Below are 20234 nucleotides of genomic sequence, written 5' to 3' on the forward strand. Positions count from 1 at the left end.
TCTGATACAGGTTTGTCATCAGTCTCAACGCCCTTGAGGAGACAAGGGCGTTTGGGGGATTAATAACGACGATAGCCTTTTTGCGCGGTGTTGACCTTGTACAGATAGCGGCGCGACTCCGCGGAGGGATGACGGCTGGTGATGGTCTGATAAACATCGCCCGGCGTCATGGTATTGATGATATTCGCAGCCTGAGTCTTATCGCTGGAGAAGAGACGCAGCACGCTGCCCGCGCCGCCGTTATACGCGGTAATCACCGCATAACGGCGTGAAGTTGGGTTCTCAATACCGGCCAGATAGACGTTGTTCAGCATCGCCAGATAAGCCGTGCCGGTGTTGATGTTATTGACCGGGTCGAACAGATAGCTGCGGCTCGGCAGGCCTGATTTCCCCTGCGAACGGAACACGTCCTTACCGGCGCTGTGCTGAACCACCTGCATCAGCCCCAGGGCGTCGGCATGGCTGACCGCATAGGGGTTAAAGGAGGATTCGGTTTGCATAATCGCCAGAATAAGCGACTCATCAACACCATATTTCTGTGATGCCTGGCGCACTATCCCAAGGTATTTATGCGCGCGTTTGTCCAGGTGGTTCGGCACCAGGTTAATGGTGATGCTGTAGATCATCCGTGGGCCATTCCTGCGGCTTTTCAGGCGGTTTTGCAGTAAATAGTCGGCAAAGCGCGAGGCGCGCCACTCCCAGCGAATTGACTCGCCGGTGTTATCCACCACCTGACCATAAAGAAACGGCTCTTTCGAAATCTGAATATCATCAATGTCGGAATAGAGGTCGATGGAGTTAGGATCGTCGCCCATCAGCAGGGTTTTAACGATCGCCTGGCGCAGACGACCCGCCGGGTCGGTACCGGCAATGGTTTCGACGGTAATGGTCCCTTTATCAAAGTTAATGTGGCTGCGGGTTTGATACTGGTCGGTGTATTTAACGTAGTCTTTCGGCCCGGCCAGTAGCACTTCGTTATAACCCCAAATGTTCTCGATGTTATGGGCGAACTGACCAACCAGGATATCGAAGCCGTTGGTGTCCTTCACCCACGCCTCGTTATACCCGGTGTCTTTTTTTGGCGAACTGGAACACGAAACGAGCAGGGGCGCAATCAGCGCTAGCGCTAAGTATTTTTTCATCATTCCGGGAGTGCAAGTTGTGTTTATGTGAGAAAGGGCCTGCAGGCCCTTATTATTTTTCTGGCGGCGTATAGCCTTCGATGTGTACGTCTTTACCTTCGAACAGGAACTTGACCATCTCCTGCTCCAGCAGTTTGCGGTGCTCCGGATTCATCATGCTGAGTTTTTTCTCGTTGATCAGCATGGTCTGCTTATGCTGCCATTGTGCCCAGGCTTCTTTGGAGATTTCGTTATAGATACGTTTGCCAATCTCGCCCGGATACAGCTGGAAATCCTGACCATCGGCTTCGCGCTGCAGGAAAGTACAAAAAATCGTTCTGCTCATTATTAATCCTCTTTAATCGCCAGAGAGCTAAACCGGTGCCCCGGCCTTCAACTGTTGCAACAGGCGCTCCACGGGGGCCGCCAGGCCGACGGATGGCGGCTGCGCTAAGTTATACCAGAGTGCGTTCCCTTCATCCATGCATGTGCTGGATGAATGTACTGTAAGCCACATCGGCACAATATCCAGATGGAAATGGCTGAAAGTGTGGCGGAACGCGGTTAATTGCGTCAGATTATCTGCCTTAATCTGACGTTGCGCCAGCCACTCACGCAGTGCATCTTCATCCTCAAACTGCGGGAAGCAGAACAATCCTCCCCACAGCCCCACCGGTGGACGCTGAGAGAGATATACCTCATCGCCGTGCTGCATTAGCAGAAAATAACCGGTACGTTCCGGAAGCGTCTGTTTCGGTTTTTTCCCAGGATATTGAGTCCATGAATGATTTGCGTAGGCCAGGCAGCCGTTATTCAATGGACAAAGCTCGCATTTTGGCTTTGAGCGGGTACATACCATCGCGCCGAGATCCATCATCGCCTGGTTAAAACGTTCCACACCTTTGGCTGGCGTGACTTCATTACTGATATCCCACAGCCGCTTCTCAACCTCTTTTTTCCCCGGCCAGCCGCTGACAGCATAGCAGCGTGCGAGCACGCGTTTCACATTACCATCAAGAATCGGATAATGCTGACCGAGGGAAAGGGACAAAATCGCCCCTGCGGTGGAGCGTCCAACGCCGGGCAATGCGGAGACCTCATCAAAAGTTTGCGGGAATTCGCCGCCATGCAGCGTTGCGACCTGCTGCGCCGCTTTATGCAAATTGCGCGCGCGGGCGTAATAGCCCAGCCCGGTCCACAGATGCAGGACCTCATCAAGAGGCGCGTTAGCCAGGTCGTTAACCGTTGGAAAACGTGCCATAAAGCGGTCGAAATAGGGGATGACCGTCGCCACTTGCGTTTGTTGCAACATCACCTCGGAGAGCCATACTTTGTAAGGCGTCTTGCCGATTTGCCAGGGCAGGGTTTTACGCCCGTATTTGTCGTACCAGTCCAGTACCTGGGCTGAAAATTGCGCGGCGAGAAAAGTCAAAGCTACAGCTCCGGGATTGCGATTATAAGGTGGCAGATTGCAGCACAAGGGCGAGAGACTGTAAACCCTTGCATCCGCCGGGTAACTTTGGATAATGCCCGTTTTCCGAACACTCTCACAAGCAGACTTAACTTTTATGAAAAACGACGTCATATCCCCGGAATTCGATGAAAACGGTCGCCCGCTGCGCCGTATTCGCAGCTTCGTCCGTCGTCAGGGGCGCCTGACGAAGGGTCAGCAGCATGCGCTGGATAACATTTGGCCGGTGATGGGCGTTGAATTCAACGATGCGCCGCTCGATTTCGCCGCCCTGTTTGGCCGTGAAGCGCCGGTCACCCTGGAGATCGGTTTCGGTATGGGCGCTTCGCTGGTGGCCATGGCGAAGGCGAAACCGGAACAGAATTTTCTCGGCATAGAAGTGCATTCACCGGGCGTTGGCGCCTGCCTGGCTTCCGCCGAAGAAGAGGGTGTGCAAAACCTGCGCGTCATGTGTCACGATGCGGTTGAAGTCCTGCATACGATGATCCCGGATAACGCCCTGAATATGGTGCAGCTGTTTTTTCCCGATCCATGGCACAAAGCGCGGCATAATAAGCGGCGTATCGTTCAGCCGCCTTTTGCCGAACTGGTAAAAAGTAAGCTGAAACTGGGCGGTGTTTTCCACATGGCGACCGACTGGGCGCAATATGCCGAACATATGCTGGCAGTGATGTCTTCACTTGAGGGATACCGTAATCTGTCTGAGAACAACGACTATGTACCGCGCCCGGCATCACGTCCGGTAACCAAATTTGAACAGCGTGGTCATCGTCTTGGCCACGGCGTATGGGACTTAATGTTCGAGAGGGTGAAATAATGGCAACGAATCGTAGCCGTCGTCTGCGTAAAAAAATGCATATCGACGAGTTTCAGGAAGTGGGTTTTTCCGTGGCGTGGCGCTTTGCGGAAGGGACAAGCGAAGAGCAGATCGACCAGACCGTTAACGATCTGATTGATCAAGTGATTGAGCCCAATAAGCTGGCTTTTGACGGCAGCGGCTATCTCTCCTGGGAAGGTTTAATCTGCATGCAGGAAATTGGCAAATGTACCGAGGAGCATCAGACCCTTGTACGTCAGTGGCTGGAGGCGCGCGGGCTTGCCGATGTTCGCACCAGCGAACTTTTTGATATCTGGTGGGACTAAGTTTGACAAGGGTCGGCAACTGCCGGCCCGTTTTGTCTTAAGGGAGTAAAATGATGCGCAAAACGCTGTTGGCCGTGGCGCTTTCCGTCACCGCTTTGTCCGCGCATGCGGACTACCAGTGTAGCGTCACGCCGCGTGACGATGTCATCCTTAGCCCGCAGCAGGTGCAGGTGAAAGGCGAACACGGCGATCTGGTGATTAAACCGGACGGCAACCTGAGCTTTAACGGAAAAGCGTATTCCCTGAATGCCGCTCAGCGCGAGCAGGCTCAGGACTATCAGGCCAGCCTGCGCAGCAGTCTGCCGTGGATTGATGAAGGCGCACGTTCTCGGGTTGAAAAAAGCCGCGCCGCGCTGGATAAAATTATTACTGAACAGGTGGGCGCCAGCAGTAGCATGCATAGCCGCCTGACGAAGCTGGATGCGCAACTGAAAGCGCAGATGGGGCGTATTATTGAACATCGCAGCGACGGGCTGACTTTTCATTATAAAGCCATTGATCAGGTGCGCGCCGACGGCCAGCAACTGGTGAACCAGACCATGGGCGGCATCCTGCAGGACAGCATCAACGAGATGGGGGCGAAAGCGGTCCTAAAAGGCGGCGGTAACCCGCTGCAGGGGATCCTCGGCAGCCTGGGCGGCCTGCAAACGGCGATTCAGGAAGAGTGGAAAAACCAGGAGGCAGATTTCCAGCAGTTTGGTAAGGATGTCTGTAATCGCGTGGTTTCCCTGGAGGAGAGCCGCAAAGCGCTGGTGGGGTCGCTAAAATAATCTTTATTCCGCTACCTGCGCCTGCAGGTAGCGGAATCAGGTTCTGTGTTTATCCTTTCCGTTGTTGTCGGTTGCTGATAAAGCATCCTGAGTCATAGAAACAGGTTACATCAGCCCCAGTATCTGCGGAATAAACAGCGAGATCTGCGGAATATAGACAATCATCATCAGGGCAATCAGCAGGGCCGCGTAGAACGGCAATAGCGGCTTGATCAATTGCTGAATTTTAACGCCGGAAATCGAGCAGCCGACAAACAGCGCACTCCCCACTGGGGGCGTCAGCAGACCGATACACAGGTTAGCGACCATCATAATGCCGAAATGCACCGGATCCATACCTAAATCCTCGGCGATTGGCAGGAAGATTGGCGTGAAAATCAGCACCGCCGGAGTCATATCCATAAAGATCCCGACGATTAAGAGCACGATATTAATCAGTAGCAGAATCACCACCGGGTTTTCAGAAACCCCCATCAGCGCGTCGCTTATCATGTAGGGAATATCGGCATTGGTCATTGCCCACGACATGCCGACCGAGAAACCAATCAGCAGCAGCACGATAGAGGTCATCACCACGGATTCAAGAATCAGCTTTGGCAGATCCCGCCATTTCACTTCCCGATAAATGAGGACCGACAGGATAAAGGTATACACGACGGCAATAGCGGAGGCTTCTGTTGCCGTGAAGATGCCGCCGAGGATCCCGCCCATTACGATGACAACCAGCAGCAGGCTGGGCAACGCGTCGAAAAACGCTTTTACCGCCTGGGCGCAGGTCGGGCGTTCAGAGACCGGGTAGTTGCGACGCTTAGCAATGATGGCGCAGACAGTCATGATCGACAGGCCCATCAGAATGCCGGGCAGATAACCTGCCATAAATAGCGATGCGACCGAGACGCCGCCCGCCGTCAGCGAAAAGACGATCAGCACGTTTGATGGTGGAATTAACAGGCCCGTGATGCAGGATGAGACGTTAACCGCCGTAGAGAAGGCCGGGTCATAACCTTTTTGCGTCTGGATAGGATTCAGCGTTCCACCCACCGCAGCGGCAGCGGCGACAGCCGAACCTGAAATGGAGCCGAACATCATGTTCGCCAGCACGTTGACATGACCCAGAGAGCCCGGGACGCGCCCAACCATCACCTGCGCCAGATTAATTAAGCGTATAGCGATTCCACCGCTGTTCATTAGCGTACCGGCAAAGATAAAGAACGGGATAGCCAGCAGGGCGAAGTTATCCAGTCCGTTCGCCAGGCGCTGAGAAACGGTGATTGCCGCGATATCCCAGGGGAACATCATTAGCATCGAGCCCACGGTGGCGATACCAATAGAAAAGGAGATAGGTACGCCAATAAAGACCAGCACAAAGAAAGAACCGAACAGCGTCAGTGCAATATAGCTATCCATTAGTGTGCTCCCGCTTCAGCGTGCTTCATGTTTTTCAGACCGCTGCTAATAAAACATAACGCGTAAAACATCATGATGATGCCAGTTAGCGGCAGGATCAGATAAACATAACCCATCGGAATCTGCATTGCCGCTGAGACCTGGGCGGTTGACAGTGTTTTTTCAATCAGCTTCAGGCCGCCGGTGACGATCACTGATCCGGCAAAAATAAAGATCAGTAAATTAATGATTACGCTGAGAAATGCCTGTTTGCGGGGCGACAGCGTCATCGCAAGCAAATCGATAGCCAGATGACGCTGAGCGCCAACAGTGTAAGCTGCACCCAGCAGGCCGACCCAGATCATTAAAAAGCGGGCCAGTTCATCGGTCAGGGTACTTGGCGCGTTTAATACGTAACGACTGAATACCTGCCAGACGACGCAGACAACCAGCGCTACCATGACGGCGACAGAGAATGCGGCGATCGTGCGATCCACCGCCAGTTTTATGCGGTTAAGTATCATCATTGATTCCCCGATGAAAACGGGCCAGTTGCCGGCCCATTAAAGTTTTATTCGGCAGCAGCTTCAAATTTGGCCAGCAGAGCAGCCTGTTTCGGGTCTTTTTTGAAGTCATCAAACAGCGGCTGTACGGCCGCACGGAACGGCGCTTTATCGACTTTAACAATTTCGCCACCCATGGCTTTTGCCTCTGCGCGGGTGTCGGCATCGATCTTTTCCCACAGCTGTTGTTGATAAACTTCTGAGGATTTAGCCGCTTTGGTCAGGATTTGTTGCTGCTCTGGCGTGAGCTTGTCCCAGGTGCGACTGGAGATAACGAGGAAATCCGGGATTGAGGCATGTTCGTCTTCGGAGAAAACGTTAGCGATTTCGATATGGCGGGTCTGAACCCAGGAAGGAACGTTATTTTCCGCACCATCCACGACGCCCTGCTGCATGGCGGTATAGACTTCGCCAAAGGAGATGGGGGTTGGCGACCCTCCCATTAATTCAATCATCCTGAGCGTTGTCGGGCTGGCCTGGACGCGGATCTTCAGTCCTTTTAAATCTTCCGGTTTGGTGATGGGCTTTTTGGCATAAAAACTTCGTGTACCGGCAACATAAGCAGCAAGCGCAAAGAACCCTTTGTCTTTAGTGGACGCCATTATTTCCTTGCCCACTTCACCGAAGACAACTTTATTAAAATGCATCTGGTCTTTAAACAGAAACGGCAGGTTATAAATCGCGTAGATATTATCAAATGACTCCAGATCGCTGGCAGAACCTTTGGTCATATCCAGGGCGCCATTTTGTAATAGCTCCATGGTTTCTCGCGCGCTACCCATTTGGCTACTGGGGTAAATACGTATCTTCATATTACCGCCGGAAAGTTGGTTAACCTCTTTGGACATCTTTTCAAAAGCCTGATGAACAACGTGGCTGCGCTCAAGGTTATGCGCCAGTTTTAACGTAATTTTCTCCGCCGCGCCGGCACCTGAAGAGAGTAGGGCAAGCAGAGATACGCACGCCAGTGAACAAGGGAAAGAGAATTTTTTCATGAATCGGCTCCATGCACATAGGTTAATTGGTCAATATCTTGAGCATATTTCCTTCTTTCTGTATGACATGTTATCCTGGCTGTCTGACATCTTTAAGCTATCTGACTCACAAATTTTTTCAGTGACGCAATGAAATGCATGGTTTTGTGCTTAATCTCATATTTATTATTGGGTAAATAAGTTTGTTTCATTTTTTATTGTAAATTTCGCACGAATGATTCGAAAATAATAATATTGACGTATCGGAAAAAGCGAGCAATGAAATATCCCGCCCTATTTTTATCGCGGGATATAAATTAAAGGGATTATTCGTGAAGGAATAATTCGAGGAGAGAATTTAAAAACAGCTTACCGTGCCCGGTAATCTGCCAGCAGCGCTTATCTTCCGTCAGATAGCCCTGGGCAATCGCCGCATCAATCTGTGGGCGGATGGTGCGCTCATCAAGCCCGGTGTAGCGGCTGAATTGATCGCGCGGCGCCGCTTCCAGCAGGCGAAAACGGTTCATAAAAAACTCGAACGGTTTATCTTCAGCTTCCACATCATGCTGGCGTTCAAGGTAGCGACCTGCCATATAGCCACGCGGATGCCGGGTTTTTGCCGTCCGCAAAATCCGCCGGTCCGGGAAGGTCACTTTCCCGTGCGCGCCGCAGCCGATGCCCAGATAGTCGCCAAAGCGCCAGTAGTTCAGGTTATGCTGGCACTGATAACCCGGCTTAGCATAGGCGGAAGTTTCATATTGCTGGTAGCCCGCCGCGCTTAGCAGATGATGCCCCTGCTCGAAGATATCCCACAGGGCATCGTCATCCGGCAATACCGGCGGACGCGAGCCAAACAGGGTGTTGGGCTCAATGGTCAACTGATACCAGGAGAGATGCGGTGGGCTGAGCTCAATGGCCTGGCGCAGGTCGTCCAGTGCCTCCTCCAGCGACTGATCGGGCAGGCCGTGCATTAAATCAAGGTTAAAACTGCGCAGCCCCAGACTGCTTGCCAGGTTTGCCGCGCGTTTCGCCTCCTGCGGGCCATGAATGCGCCCGAGACGCTGGAGCTTCTGCTGGCTAAAGCTCTGGACGCCGATAGAGATACGGTTGATGCCCGCGCGCTGATACTCCACGAAACGATCCACTTCCACGGTACCAGGATTGGCTTCCATGGTGATTTCCGCATCGGCCGCCAGCGGCAGAGACTCGCGAACGCCATCAAGCAGGGTTTGCATTGCCGGGCCGGAGAGCAGGCTCGGCGTACCGCCGCCGATAAAAATCGTCCCAATTTCTCGCCCCTGCGCATAATGGGCGTCAGCCCGCAGATCGTTCAAAAGATGCTGAACGTAATCGTCGTGCGGCACGTCGCCTTTCAGCGCGTGCGAGTTAAAATCGCAGTACGGGCATTTTTGCACGCACCACGGGATGTGAATATAGAGGCTGAGAGGCGGCAAATTAGCCATTACGTAAGGCGTCCAGTAACAGTTTCAGCGCCCGCCCGCGGTGGGAAATCGCGCTTTTCTCTTCGCGGGTCAGTTCAGCTGCGGTTTTCCCTTCCGTCGGAACAAAGAAAATTGGGTCGTAGCCAAAGCCGCCGCTGCCTGCGGCTTCGCGTGCGATGATGCCGGGCCAACTGCCGTGGCAGACCAGCGGCGTCGGATCTTCCGCGTGGCGCAGATAAACCAGCACACAGTGGAATTTGGCCTGGCGTTTATCGTCCGGCACGTCCTTCAACGCAGCGAGTAACTTTTCCAGGTTCTGTTGGTCGGTCGCATCTTCGCCGGCATAGCGCGCGGAATAGATGCCAGGCGCGCCGCCCAGCGCATCGACGGCCAGCCCGGAGTCATCGGCGATGGCCGGCAGTCCGGTAACTTGCGAGGCATGGCGCGCTTTCAGAATGGCATTTTCAATAAACGTCAGACCGGTTTCCTCTGCGGAATCGACGCCCAGATCGGTCTGAGCGACGATATCGAGGCCAAAATCTGCCAGTAACGAGGCCAGCTCACGCACTTTTCCGGGATTGCCGGTGGCGAGAACAACTTTTTGCATAATCAATCCTGTTTATTCTGTCAGCGCGGCGATCCCGGCCGGGATCTGCTGCGGATGAATGATTTTTATCTGTTTGTGACGGCCCAGTTCGCCCTTTTCAATAACAATCTGGCTTTTCGCTACGCGAAACTGTTTGGCGAGGAATTTAACCAGATGGGCATTGGCCTGGCCGTCAACGGGGGGAGCGGTAATGGCGACTTTCAGCTCGTCGCCATGTAAACCAACGATGCTGTCTCGGCTGGCTTTAGGCTGAATATACAGCCGCAAAACCAGCCCGTCAGCGCGGACTTCAACGGCACTCATAGCGCCATCCACAGTCCCGGAAGCAGAATGTTGCCGGTAGCCTGCAACAGTTCGGCGATACCCATATTGATAACGTACAGCAGCAGAACCAGCACCATCGGGGAGAAATCAATCCCACCCATTGATGGCAGCATTCTGCGGATCGGGCGCAGCAGCGGGTCAGCCAGTTGCATAAGAACATATTCCACCGGGCTGCGGCCCTGGCTTACCCAGCTCATAATGGCCATCAGCAACAGCACCCAGAAAATCAGCGAGCCCACGGTTTTAATGAGGATCAGCAGCGCAGAAATCCAGATAATGGGCTGGAAAGTCACGACCATAAACAGGACGATGGCTTTCACGACGCAAAGAATAAATGCAACCAGCAGGGAGGCGCTATCGAGCGGCCCCATTGCCGGAATGATGCGGCGCAAGGGGCCAACGACAGGCTGCGTCGCTTTGACCACGAACTGCGAAAACGGATTATAAAAATCGCAGCGCGCCCACTGCATCCAGACGCGTAACAACACGACCATTGTATAAAGTTCAATGGCCGTTGAAAGCAGGAAAGTCAACGTCTTCATGGCGTTCCTCAGGTTCCTTATTTTTTGCTGTAGTCGCGTGCGCCGAAAATTGCGGTTCCGATGCGCACCATAGTGCTTCCCGCCGCGATAGCGGCTTCCATATCATCCGTCATCCCCAAAGACAGGGTATCGACGGTAGGGTAGTGCGCTTTTAGCCGGGCAAATGCTACCGCCATTTGTTGGGCGACGGCAAACTGCCTTACATATTCTGACTCTGGCGCCGGAATCGCCATTAAACCGCGCAGCCGCAGATTCGGCAGTTCAGCGATTTCCGCCGCCAGCGCGTCCAGTTCTTCAGGCGGAATGCCCGACTTGCTCTGCTCATCGCTAATGTTGATTTGAATCAGCACATTGAGAGGCAGCGCATGCGACGGACGCTGCTCGTTAAGGCGAACGGCGATTTTGAGGCGATCGACGGTATGGCACCAGTCAAAGTGCTCCGCCACCAGACGGCTTTTGTTGGACTGCAGCGGGCCAATAAAGTGCCACTGTAACCCGGTTACGCCAGTTTCCTGAAAATGGCGGATTTTCTCCACCCCTTCCTGAACATAGTTTTCGCCAAATGCAGTCTGACCTGCGGCTATCGCTTCTTCGATCGCGCTCGCCGGTTTTGTTTTACTCACTGCAAGCAACGTAACTTCTTCTGGAGCACGACCGCAGCGTACGGCGGCGGCGGAGATTTTGTCCCGGACCTGTGCCAGGTTATGCGCAATATCGTTCATATACCGAGGATGAGTTATGGAACTGGAAGAAATAGTGGCCCTTAGTGTAAAGCATAATGTCTCCGATCTACACCTGTGTAATGCTTCGGCACCACGCTGGCGTCGTCAGGGAAAGCTGGAGCCCGCGCCATTCGCTGCGCCGGACATCGGCCAGATCCTTCATGACTGGCTCAGCGATGATCAACTGGTTCAGTGGCAGAACAGCGGGCAAGTAGATTTCGCCCTGGCTCCGGCGGGCGGGCCGCGTCTTCGCGCTAGCGCATTTGCCCATACCCGCGGCCTGTCGCTGGTGTTGCGTCTGCTGGCGGAAACCTGTCCGTTACTGGACGAGCTTGGCGTTCCGGTAGCCTTAACAGAACTGCTCAACGAAGAGAGTGGGCTTATTCTGGTGACCGGAGCCACAGGTAGCGGTAAATCAACCACACTGGCAGCGATGGTGGGTAGCCTTAATCAGCGTCTTGATGGCCATATTTTAACGCTGGAAGATCCGGTGGAATTTATTCATCGTAGCGAGCGCTGCCTGATTCAGCAACGGGAAATCGGCCGTCACTGTTCCTCTTTTGCTGCCGCTTTGCGCGTCGCGTTACGCCAGGATCCGGACGTTATTTTGTTGGGTGAGCTCCGCGACAAAGAGACGATCCGTCTTGCATTAACCGCGGCGGAGACCGGCCATCTGGTGATGGCGACGTTACATACGCGCGGTGCGGCACAGGCGGTCGAGCGGCTGGTCGATGTCTTCCCGGCGCAGGAGAAAGAGCAGGTTCGTAGCCAACTGGCGGGGAGCCTGTGTGCGGTGCTGGCGCAAAAACTGCTTCCGGATACCGCTGGCAAAAGGGTTGCGCTGTACGAACTGCTGGTCAATACCCCGGCGGTAGCGAATTTAATCCGTGAGGGAAAAACGCATCAACTGCCCGGCGTGATGCAAACCGGGCAACAATCTGGCATGCAAACCTTTACACAAAGCTTTCAGCAACGTACGGCTGAGGGGCGTTTGTAGTCGGTTGTTATATTCAGATATCTTAAGCTTGCACGCGGTAGCGCGCAGGAGCCCGATATCGTGCGATGACGCCCGCATATGCCTATATAACAGGCTTAAAACCCTTGTTCAAAATAGCTTTCAAGAATGATGACGGCAGAGGCTGAATCAACTCGCCCCTTATTGAGCGCCCGGAATCCGCCGTGTTCGAATAATCCGGCTCTGGCTTCAACCGTGCTCAGGCGCTCATCATGCAGTGTTATCTGTACGCCGAAGCGGCCATGTATCTTATTGGCAAAGTTACGCGCTCGCGCGGTCAGCGGCTGCTCCGTGCCGTCCATATTAAGCGGCAGGCCGACGATAACGGCGTCAGGTTGCCACTCTTGCAGCAGTTTTTCGATAACGTTCCAGTCGGGTTTACCGTCCTGGGCTTTTAATGCGGGAAGGGGGCGGGCGGTGCCGGTAATGCGTTGCCCAACGGCGACACCAATACTTTTGGTGCCGAAATCAAAACCCAGAAAGGTCCCGCTCATTATGCATGCCCCGCTTCGGCTGGCATGGTCACGATGTCAATACCGATCAGTTTTGCCGCATCGCGCCAGCGGTCTGCTATCGGCGTGGTGAACAAAATATTCTGATCGGCCGGCGCGGTTAGCCAGGCGTTATCCAGTATTTCTTGCTCCAGTTGGCCTTTTTCCCAGGAAGCATAGCCCAGCGCGACCAGCACGTTGGCCGGTTGTTTGTCCGTCCCCAGCGTTTCCAGGACATCACGGGAGGTGGTGATCACCGTGTTATCAGAAATACGGATGCTGGAAGAAAAATCAGAGGGGGGCGTGTGCAGAATAAAGCCCCGATCCTCGGCCAGCGGGCCGCCCAGCATCACCGGTTTATCCAGACGGATCTCAGGGTTGCGCGGCTCAGGCGTGATTTTTAACTTTTCCAGGATCCCTTCAACCTGCAGATTTTCCATCGGCTTATTGATAATAATGCCCATGGCGCCGTCATCGTTATACTCGCAGATATAGACTACCGAGCGGCGGAAAATCGGGTCCTGAAGAGCAGGCATGGCAATTAGAAAGTGATGCTGTAAATTCATTGTCAGAGGTTCTGTTCCTGGTTCAAAAAAGCAGCACCCAGTATGCGGGTAAAGTATGAAAGTGTCGATTCAACTTTATCTTGCAGGCTTCAGGGGTGTCGCCTGTCTATAATCTGAAATTGAATCTCTTTCAGCTATCTTCAGGCTACAGGCGTTACCCCATAGCCTGAATCTGCCCTTTATTTATTAAGACGCTTTTCGATGGCATCCATCAGCATACCCGTAATGGAAATCGGGAATGCCGCTTCGATCTCGCGTACGCAGGTCGGACTGGTGACGTTAATTTCCGTCAGGCGATCGCCGATGATATCCAGACCAACGAAGATTAAGCCTTTGGCTTTTAGCGTCGGGCCAACGCGACGGGCGATGGACCAGTCGCTTTCGGTCAGCGGACGCGCTTCGCCACGACCGCCAGCCGCAAGGTTGCCACGGGTTTCGCCGCCCTGCGGGATGCGGGCCAGGCAGTATGGAACCGGTTCGCCGTCAATCACCAGCACGCGCTTATCGCCATCTTTAATGGCGGGCAGATAGTTCTGCGCCATGCAGTATCGGCTGCCTAACTCGGTTAGCGTCTCGGTAATAACGCCGAGATTAGGATCGCTCTCTTTAACACGGAAAATCGACGTGCCGCCCATACCGTCCAGCGGCTTGAGGATGACATCGCCATGTTTTTCCCAGAATGCTTTCAACTGCGCTTTATTGCGGGTAACCAGCGTTTCCGGCGTCAGTTCGGAGAACCAGGCGGTAAACAACTTTTCGTTACAATCGCGCAGGCTTTGCGGCTTATTGACGATGAGCGTACCTTTCTCTTCGGCGCGTTCCAGAATATAGGTCGCGTAGATAAACTCGGTATCAAACGGCGGGTCTTTACGCATCAGAATCACGTTAAGGTCCGCCAGCGGCAGGTCCTGTTCGCCGTTGAATTCGTACCATTTATCGTAATTCTGCTCGACGCTCAGCTTGCGTGTACGGGCGCGGGCTTCGCCATTGATTAAGTACAGATCGTTCATCTCCATGTAATGGAGTTCGTAGCCGCGACGCTGCGCTTCCAGCAACATGGCGAAGCTGGTGTCTTTTTTGATGTTGATGGTTGCGATGGGATCCATCACGATGCCGAGCTTGATCATTATTCTTCTCCGTTAACGCTTCAACCTAAGTCGCCAAAACGCACCTGCAGGGCGGTAATGGCAGTGAGCGCAGTTGTCTCTGTACGCAGAACGCGAGGTCCTAACAGGATATCAGTAAACTGGTAGCGAGCGGTCATTGCTATTTCTTCCGCGGAAAGGCCGCCTTCCGGACCAATCAGCAGGCGAACGCGCTCGACCGGCAACGGCAGCGTGTTAATACTGGCGCTGGCGCGCGGGTGCAAATTGAGCTTAAGTCCTTCATCCTGCTCCGCGCACCAGGCTTCAAGCGGCATGGCCGGGCGAATCTCCGGCACCACGTTGCGGCCACTCTGCTCGCAGGCGGCAATGGCGATTTTTTGCCACTGCTGGATCTTCTTTTGCAAACGTTCAGCGTCCAGTTTAACGCCGCAGCGTTCGGAAAACAGTGGCGTTATGAGGCTTACACCCAGTTCGATCGATTTCTGAATCGTGAACTCCATTTTTTCGCCACGGGACATAACCTGGCCTAAATGGATATGCAGCGGTGATTCGCGGTTATCGATTGTGCTGCTCTGCACCGCCACCAGAACATTTTTTTTACCTGCCTCGACAATAACCGCTTCGAAGACCTGATTGCTGCCATCAAAAAGCTCAATTATCTGCCCTTTACCCATACGCAGCACGCGGCCGACATGGTTAGCCGCATCGTCGGAGAGGGCGATATGGCTACCCGTTGCGAGCGGTTCTGGATGATAGATACGAGGAATGCGCATGTTTGATATTCCGTTCTTCGCGCAGATGCTGTCTCCCCCCGTTCCGGGGGAAGCGTGACGCTGCAAATTGACAATTGCCGCTAGTGTAGGTTAGCTCTTTCGCGCCTGGCAAGCCTGCTGGACGTACGGATTATGATTGCCCTGAATTTTCGCAATACGCTCGTCGCGCTCGCACTCCCAGGCGGTGACCGGGTATTGCTTATTCCATGCGGTAAACAGTTGGGTTTGCTGACGAGAGAGATTTAGCTTATAGCGGTCGCGCATATAAAAATAGATGCGGGCGATAGCCCCTCGGGCGCGAACCGGCGGCTCGGCGATTTTGTCTTTGAAGTCCACTTTCATCGCGCACTGGCCATATTGGCCTTCACCACCGTTCCACTGGCTGTACATAAAGTTGCCGCGATCGCCATTTACTTCGCCGACCGCTGGCTGCAGATTATGCATATCGCTTTCCATTTTGCGGTATTCCGGATCTTTAGCGCAGTTTTTCCGGCCACCCTCCTGCCAGCACAGGCGCTGATGGCCAAACTGCCAGGCCGGAACCACGTGTTCCCACTCGACCCGATGGGCGCGGTTTTCATTTTTACGCACTCTATAACCACAGGATTGCAGGTCGATAATGCCTTTTTTACCCTGCCAGTTGATTTTACAGCCACAGTAGAAATCGCCGGGAACATCGGCGTTAACTTTGACGCCTGCGGCCTTGGCCTGGGAAAAACTGTGGATTCCTTCCGCCGCAAGCGGGGCACACGCCGTCGCGCTGAGCAATGCGACAGCAAAAATATGAATACGGGACATTGTGAACTCCGTAGTAAAACGAGCCCGCAACGTAACGAATACGATTGCCGGATGCAATCAGTCAGCGCAGAAAATTTCCAGTTATACCCGAAATCCTGGTAACGACCACGTCGCTGGCTGGATGTGATACGGCCACTCATTTGTTGTTGTGATACTCAGGAATAGCCCGGGGTGCATGATTTGCTGTTAAAACGTGAATGAGTGAGGCGAGGTATTCGGGGGATTACTCTTCAGCGACCAGGACATCACCACAGCGGGTGCAGCGATAAACCGCTTCGCCCCGTACCACACGGTTATGGCGGCGGACGGTTAGCTGGTGCTGCTGACACTGGCAGCGGTAAGTAAAGGTATTTTGCCGCACTGACGCAAGTTCGAAACGATGGGTGCGCAGGGCCGGAACGCCCAATACGCTTTCCATCATCCATTTCCACTCTTTACCATGCGGCGCGACGCGGCCAAAGTGATTCCACACCAGCAGGTGGGCTAACTCATGGGGCACGACCTCACGGATAAACGCCTGCTGGTTTTCCAGAAGCAGTACCGGGTTAAGACGAATTTCGTTTTTTTCCAGCCAGGCGGTACCGGCGGCGGCTCCGCGTTGCTGATAAACCAGTACCGGCTCTCGATAGTTACGCCCCAGTTTGAGGTTTGCTTTGGCCAGATTCTCCCGCAGGCTGCGCATGACAGCCTGTTGAAGAGCAATCGGAATTCGGGGTGTTTTCATAGCGCCAGAGGATAATGCGCCACGGAAGGGAGAGCAAGAAGAAGCTTCCTCCCCGCAGAGAGGAAGCGTGTCAGACTAGTCGCGGGCGCCGATTTCACGCAGTTTGCGGCCTTTCATCAGGTTACGTTCAATATGTTCCAGTGAAACGTTTTTGGTTTCGGGGATCAGCCACAGGGTCAGGAAAATGAACAGAACGTTCAGCCCGCCGTAGACCCAGAAGGTGTTGGCGCTTCCCAGAGAGTTCAGCATGGTCAGGAAGGTGGCGCCAACGATCATGTTGGCGATCCAGTTGGTCGCCGTTGAGCAGGTAATACCGAAATCACGTCCTTTCAGCGGCTGGATTTCGGAACACAGTACCCAAATAAGCGGGCCGGCGCTCATGGCGAAGCCAACGATAAACATCAACAGCATCAGGACCGCGAAGTACTGTGCCATGGCGGAGTGAATCCCGATATGCATCATGCTGCCCAGTACGCCCATGCCGACGGCCATGACGATAAACCCGAGGATCAGGGTCGGTTTGCGGCCCCAGCGGTCGACCAGGCCGATCGCGATGAAGGTGGCCAGAACGTTGGTCAAACCAACGATGACGGTTCCCCACATCTGTTCGGTGGTATTCGCGTAGCCCGCCAGTTCAAAAATCTTCGGCGCGTAGTACATGATAACGTTCATACCGGTGAACTGCTGCATCACCTGTAACAGGATGCCGAGAAATACCGCGCGGCGGAAGTTGCTGTTCTCTTTAAACAGCGACCAACCGGATTGTTTTACCTGCAGACTTTCACGGATCTCATCAAGCTCGCGTTTTGCTTCTGCGCTGGTGTCGCGCAGGCGCAACAGAACGCGTTCGGCATCGACAAAGCGACGTTTAGCCGCAAACCAGCGCGGGCTGTCTGGCAGGAAGATAACGCCAATCAGCAGCAGTACCGCCGGGATAATAATCACGCCGAGCATCCAGCGCCATGCGCCGCTGTAGCTGAAGGCGGTATCGGAAAGATAAGTGCCGAGAATACCAATGGTGATCATCAACTGGTACATCGAAATCATACTGCCGCGAATTTTTTCCGGCGCGATTTCCGACAAATACAGGGGGGCCGTGTAGGAGGCTACGCCGACAGCCAGACCGAGCAGGACGCGGGAGATCAGCAGTACTTCAACGTTCGGTGCGGCGGCAGAGAATAACGAACCGGCAACGAACAGGATTGCGCCAATCATCAGGCTTTTTTTACGCCCGAGTTTAAAGGAGAGCCAGCCACTGCCGACCGCACCGACAGCGGCGCCGAACATCATGGAACTCACTACCCATTCCTGGGTGTGAGCGCTTATCTGAAACTCGTCGGCAATAAAGGGTAAAGCGCCTGCAATGACACCGATATCAAGGCCGAACAGCAGACCAGCCAGTGCGGCGAGGAAGCAGACGAAGAACGTCATCGTCTTGTTTGCGCGCCCTTGTGTTTTGTTGTCAGGCATAACGCCCTCCAGTTGAGTGAGTGATTCGTCTCCGGGTAGGGTAGGGAAGTCCGCAGTAAAAAATGTGATAAAAATCACGACCGTGTAATCGATTACACTAAGGTAAAGAAACGTAATCAATATAAATTTATTTAAATCAATTAGTTGATATAGTATGGCTTAGTTTATTAAAAACGCTAATCAGCATTCTCTGAAATATTGTGTAACACTGCGGAGTGTTGTTACATTTCACGTCGGCCTTGATAAGAGATTGAATCTGTATCTAATGTAATCGCTTTCATTTAAGTGCTTGTTTCAAGGGAAACTACAGGACAGTTGAACAGTTGCGAATGAGGATTGTTGCAAAAAAAAGCCAGCGCATGGCTGGCCTTAAGCGTGCGGGAATGGGGTTATTTCAGGCCAGCGGCATCGCGAAGTTGAGCTGCCTTGTCGGTTTTTTCCCATGGGAAGTGTTCACGACCAAAGTGACCGTATGCCGCAGTCTCTTTGTAGATAGGGTGCAGCAGATCCAGCATTTGAATCAAGCCGTACGGACGCAGGTCGAAGAATTCGCGTACCAGCAGGGTCAACTGTTCAGAAGGCACTTTTTCAGTACCGAAGGTTTCAACCATGATAGAGGTCGGTTCAGCCACGCCGATAGCGTAAGAAACCTGAATCTCACAACGGTCAGCCAGGCCAGCGGCAACGATGTTTTTCGCAACATAGCGTGCAGCGTAAGCCGCTGAACGGTCCACTTTAGATGGATCTTTACCTGAGAAAGCGCCGCCGCCGTGACGAGCCATACCGCCGTAGGTATCAACGATGATTTTACGCCCGGTCAGTCCGCAGTCGCCCATCGGGCCGCCGATAACAAAACGGCCGGTCGGGTTGATAAAGAATTTGGTGGAAGTATTCAGCCACTCGGTAGGCAGAATCGGTTTAATGATCTCTTCCATCACCGCTTCCTGCAGCGATTTCTGGTCAATTTCTTCAGCGTGCTGGGTAGACAACACGACCGCGTCAATACCGACAATTTTGCCATCGTCATACTGGAAGGTGACCTGGCTTTTCGCATCCGGGCGCAGCCACGGCAGGGTACCGTTCTTGCGAACTTCAGCCTGACGCTGCACCAGACGGTGCGCGTAGGTGATCGGCGCTGGCATCAGCACATCGGTTTCGTTGGTCGCGTAGCCAAACATCAGGCCCTGGTCGCCCGCGCCCTGTTCCAGCGGATCGGCGCGGTCAACGCCCTGGTTAATATCCGGAGATTGTTTTCCGATCGCGCTCAGCACCGCGCAAGAATTGGCGTCAAAGCCCATATCGGAATGCACGTAGCCAATTTCACGGACCGTATTACGGGTGATCTCTTCGATATCCACCCATGCGCTGGTGGTGATTTCACCGCCAACCAGAACCATGCCGGTTTTAACGTAGGTTTCACATGCTACGCGTGCTTTTGGATCCTGTTCGAGGATCGCATCCAGCACGGCGTCGGAGATTTGGTCAGCAATTTTGTCTGGATGCCCTTCTGATACGGACTCGGACGTAAAGAGGTGTTTTGCCATATTTAATTTCACCTGTAGACTATTCGGGTAGCTCATACTGTTGTGTGAAGAGGCTTTGACGGATGACTATACCAAAGCTTGCAGGTAGTGACACGAGCAGTCTGAGTGTTAATCAGTATAGACGGATTAACTTCTGGATGGCTATTTTAGGTCAGTTCTTGAGCCCATTTCCAGCCTTTTTTGATATTGGTCGCATTTATGGAAAAAAGGGGGAGGGCAGTTTTGCTGATAAAACCTGACAGCGTACATATTTTTATTTTGCTTTTTACCGCGCTTCTCGGTATAAATCGCCGCGCGCGGCTCATTAAAAAAGCGCACGAAAAAAGCGCACGGGCACGCAGTTCGTGGCGTCACTTCCAGCCGGGTTAAGAGCCTATCCCATTGGGGCTATTTTTGAACCCGGGCAGTGCTCAAACGGCCTGCAACAATAACGCCTGGTGGAATAGGCTAAGCAGTCTGTATTTACAGCGCCCCGCAATGGCGTTTGCGCTGTCTGTCAGGAATGTATCGCTTTGGCTTGTCGCTGGCCCGTATCGGGGCAGTGTGGAGGTGCTCACAGATAATGAACCCACGTTTTTCACCTGGCTCGCCGCGTCGTATCGTCGCGCGTCACTGTCCTGCATCATTCTGCATCTTTCTCATGCAAACCTGCCGATGTTCTACCCATCTCGGCGCTTCTCAG

The 20234-nt window shown here is 53.5% G+C and carries 23 protein-coding genes; 4 read left to right on the plus strand and 19 right to left on the minus strand.

Annotated elements, in window-relative coordinates:
- Window positions 1-59: 59 nt before the first annotated feature.
- Genes mltC through mutY form a run of 3 tightly spaced genes read right to left on the minus strand, consistent with a single transcriptional unit; the run spans window position 60 to window position 2553 of the window.
- Window positions 60-1142, minus strand: coding sequence for a membrane-bound lytic murein transglycosylase MltC (mltC, locus tag ABK821_RS00180; RefSeq protein ID WP_138360844.1), 1083 nt, complete (start codon window positions 1140-1142; stop codon window positions 60-62).
- Between the two features lie 52 nt (window positions 1143-1194).
- On the minus strand, window positions 1195-1467 hold the full coding sequence (locus tag ABK821_RS00185; RefSeq protein WP_138360825.1) for an oxidative damage protection protein: 273 nt from the start codon (window positions 1465-1467) through the stop codon (window positions 1195-1197).
- 27 nt (window positions 1468-1494) lie between these two features.
- Entirely contained in the window at window positions 1495-2553 is a 1059-nt protein-coding gene (gene mutY, locus ABK821_RS00190; RefSeq protein WP_138360824.1) for an A/G-specific adenine glycosylase, read from the minus strand.
- Window positions 2554-2689: 136 nt separating this feature from the next.
- On the opposite strand from mutY, the gene trmB reads away from it, so the two are divergent.
- Genes trmB through ABK821_RS00205 form a run of 3 tightly spaced genes read left to right on the plus strand, consistent with a single transcriptional unit; the run spans window position 2690 to window position 4505 of the window.
- The gene (gene trmB, locus ABK821_RS00195; protein WP_138360823.1) at window positions 2690-3409 is read left to right on the plus strand and encodes a tRNA (guanosine(46)-N7)-methyltransferase TrmB; all 720 of its coding nucleotides are present in this window, start codon (window positions 2690-2692) and stop codon (window positions 3407-3409) included.
- The gene (locus ABK821_RS00200) at window positions 3409-3735 is read left to right on the plus strand and encodes a YggL family protein (RefSeq protein WP_138360822.1); all 327 of its coding nucleotides are present in this window, start codon (window positions 3409-3411) and stop codon (window positions 3733-3735) included. Before trmB ends, ABK821_RS00200 begins: the two co-directional genes overlap by 1 nt.
- Before the next feature lie 50 nt (window positions 3736-3785).
- Window positions 3786-4505, plus strand: a complete 720-nt coding sequence (locus ABK821_RS00205) for a DUF2884 domain-containing protein (RefSeq protein WP_138360821.1) — start codon at window positions 3786-3788, stop codon at window positions 4503-4505.
- A gap of 105 nt (window positions 4506-4610) precedes the next feature.
- Here ABK821_RS00205 and ABK821_RS00210 read toward each other — a convergent pair whose 3' ends face one another.
- From ABK821_RS00210 to ABK821_RS00245, 8 genes are all read right to left on the minus strand, one after another.
- Window positions 4611-5912 (minus strand): TRAP transporter large permease, encoded by a 1302-nt coding sequence (locus ABK821_RS00210; protein WP_138360820.1) that lies wholly within the window; start codon window positions 5910-5912, stop codon window positions 4611-4613.
- Entirely contained in the window at window positions 5912-6415 is a 504-nt protein-coding gene (locus ABK821_RS00215) for a TRAP transporter small permease (RefSeq protein WP_138360843.1), read from the minus strand. Before ABK821_RS00215 ends, ABK821_RS00210 begins: the two co-directional genes overlap by 1 nt.
- Window positions 6416-6462: 47 nt before the next feature.
- On the minus strand, window positions 6463-7449 hold the full coding sequence (locus ABK821_RS00220; RefSeq protein WP_142502668.1) for a TRAP transporter substrate-binding protein: 987 nt from the start codon (window positions 7447-7449) through the stop codon (window positions 6463-6465).
- Between the two features lie 305 nt (window positions 7450-7754).
- Window positions 7755-8891: a radical SAM family heme chaperone HemW gene (hemW, locus tag ABK821_RS00225; protein ID WP_138360818.1), complete on the minus strand. Its 1137-nt coding sequence runs from the start codon at window positions 8889-8891 to the stop codon at window positions 7755-7757.
- Window positions 8884-9477, minus strand: coding sequence for an XTP/dITP diphosphatase (locus ABK821_RS00230; protein ID WP_138360817.1), 594 nt, complete (start codon window positions 9475-9477; stop codon window positions 8884-8886). The genes hemW and ABK821_RS00230 overlap by 8 nt, the downstream gene beginning before the upstream one ends.
- Window positions 9478-9489: 12 nt before the next feature.
- The gene (yggU, locus tag ABK821_RS00235; RefSeq protein ID WP_138360816.1) at window positions 9490-9780 is read right to left on the minus strand and encodes a DUF167 family protein YggU; all 291 of its coding nucleotides are present in this window, start codon (window positions 9778-9780) and stop codon (window positions 9490-9492) included.
- Window positions 9777-10343, minus strand: coding sequence for a YggT family protein (locus ABK821_RS00240; RefSeq protein ID WP_142502665.1), 567 nt, complete (start codon window positions 10341-10343; stop codon window positions 9777-9779). Before ABK821_RS00240 ends, yggU begins: the two co-directional genes overlap by 4 nt.
- Before the next feature lie 17 nt (window positions 10344-10360).
- Window positions 10361-11065 carry a YggS family pyridoxal phosphate-dependent enzyme gene (locus ABK821_RS00245; protein ID WP_138360814.1) on the minus strand — a complete coding sequence of 235 codons (705 nt, stop codon included), beginning with the start codon at window positions 11063-11065 and terminating at the stop codon, window positions 10361-10363.
- Window positions 11066-11081: 16 nt separating this feature from the next.
- Between ABK821_RS00245 and ABK821_RS00250 the strand changes: the two genes are divergently transcribed.
- Window positions 11082-12062, plus strand: coding sequence for a type IV pilus twitching motility protein PilT (locus tag ABK821_RS00250; RefSeq protein ID WP_138360813.1), 981 nt, complete (start codon window positions 11082-11084; stop codon window positions 12060-12062).
- A 95-nt stretch (window positions 12063-12157) separates the two neighbouring features.
- On the opposite strand, the gene ruvX is transcribed toward ABK821_RS00250, so the two are convergent.
- The 8 genes from ruvX to metK all read right to left on the minus strand — a co-directional run bounded on the left by ruvX (window position 12158) and on the right by metK (window position 19552).
- The gene (gene ruvX / locus ABK821_RS00255) at window positions 12158-12574 is read right to left on the minus strand and encodes a Holliday junction resolvase RuvX (protein ID WP_138360812.1); all 417 of its coding nucleotides are present in this window, start codon (window positions 12572-12574) and stop codon (window positions 12158-12160) included.
- Window positions 12574-13137 carry a YqgE/AlgH family protein gene (locus tag ABK821_RS00260; RefSeq protein ID WP_138360811.1) on the minus strand — a complete coding sequence of 188 codons (564 nt, stop codon included), beginning with the start codon at window positions 13135-13137 and terminating at the stop codon, window positions 12574-12576. The genes ruvX and ABK821_RS00260 overlap by 1 nt, the downstream gene beginning before the upstream one ends.
- Before the next feature lie 179 nt (window positions 13138-13316).
- Window positions 13317-14264 carry a glutathione synthase gene (gshB, locus tag ABK821_RS00265; RefSeq protein ID WP_138360810.1) on the minus strand — a complete coding sequence of 316 codons (948 nt, stop codon included), beginning with the start codon at window positions 14262-14264 and terminating at the stop codon, window positions 13317-13319.
- Between the two features lie 20 nt (window positions 14265-14284).
- Window positions 14285-15016 (minus strand): 16S rRNA (uracil(1498)-N(3))-methyltransferase, encoded by a 732-nt coding sequence (gene rsmE, locus ABK821_RS00270; protein WP_142502664.1) that lies wholly within the window; start codon window positions 15014-15016, stop codon window positions 14285-14287.
- A 90-nt stretch (window positions 15017-15106) separates the two neighbouring features.
- Entirely contained in the window at window positions 15107-15814 is a 708-nt protein-coding gene (gene endA / locus ABK821_RS00275) for a deoxyribonuclease I (protein WP_138360808.1), read from the minus strand.
- Between the two features lie 223 nt (window positions 15815-16037).
- The gene (locus ABK821_RS00280; RefSeq protein ID WP_138360807.1) at window positions 16038-16538 is read right to left on the minus strand and encodes a SprT family zinc-dependent metalloprotease; all 501 of its coding nucleotides are present in this window, start codon (window positions 16536-16538) and stop codon (window positions 16038-16040) included.
- A gap of 75 nt (window positions 16539-16613) precedes the next feature.
- On the minus strand, window positions 16614-18008 hold the full coding sequence (locus ABK821_RS00285) for a sugar porter family MFS transporter (RefSeq protein WP_343178126.1): 1395 nt from the start codon (window positions 18006-18008) through the stop codon (window positions 16614-16616).
- A gap of 389 nt (window positions 18009-18397) precedes the next feature.
- Window positions 18398-19552: a methionine adenosyltransferase gene (gene metK / locus ABK821_RS00290; RefSeq protein ID WP_138360805.1), complete on the minus strand. Its 1155-nt coding sequence runs from the start codon at window positions 19550-19552 to the stop codon at window positions 18398-18400.
- Window positions 19553-20234 lie beyond the last annotated feature (682 nt).

It is taken from the genome of Klebsiella sp. KE9456 (assembly GCF_043832615.1).
In the GTDB taxonomy this organism is placed as follows: domain Bacteria; phylum Pseudomonadota; class Gammaproteobacteria; order Enterobacterales; family Enterobacteriaceae; genus Klebsiella; species Klebsiella indica.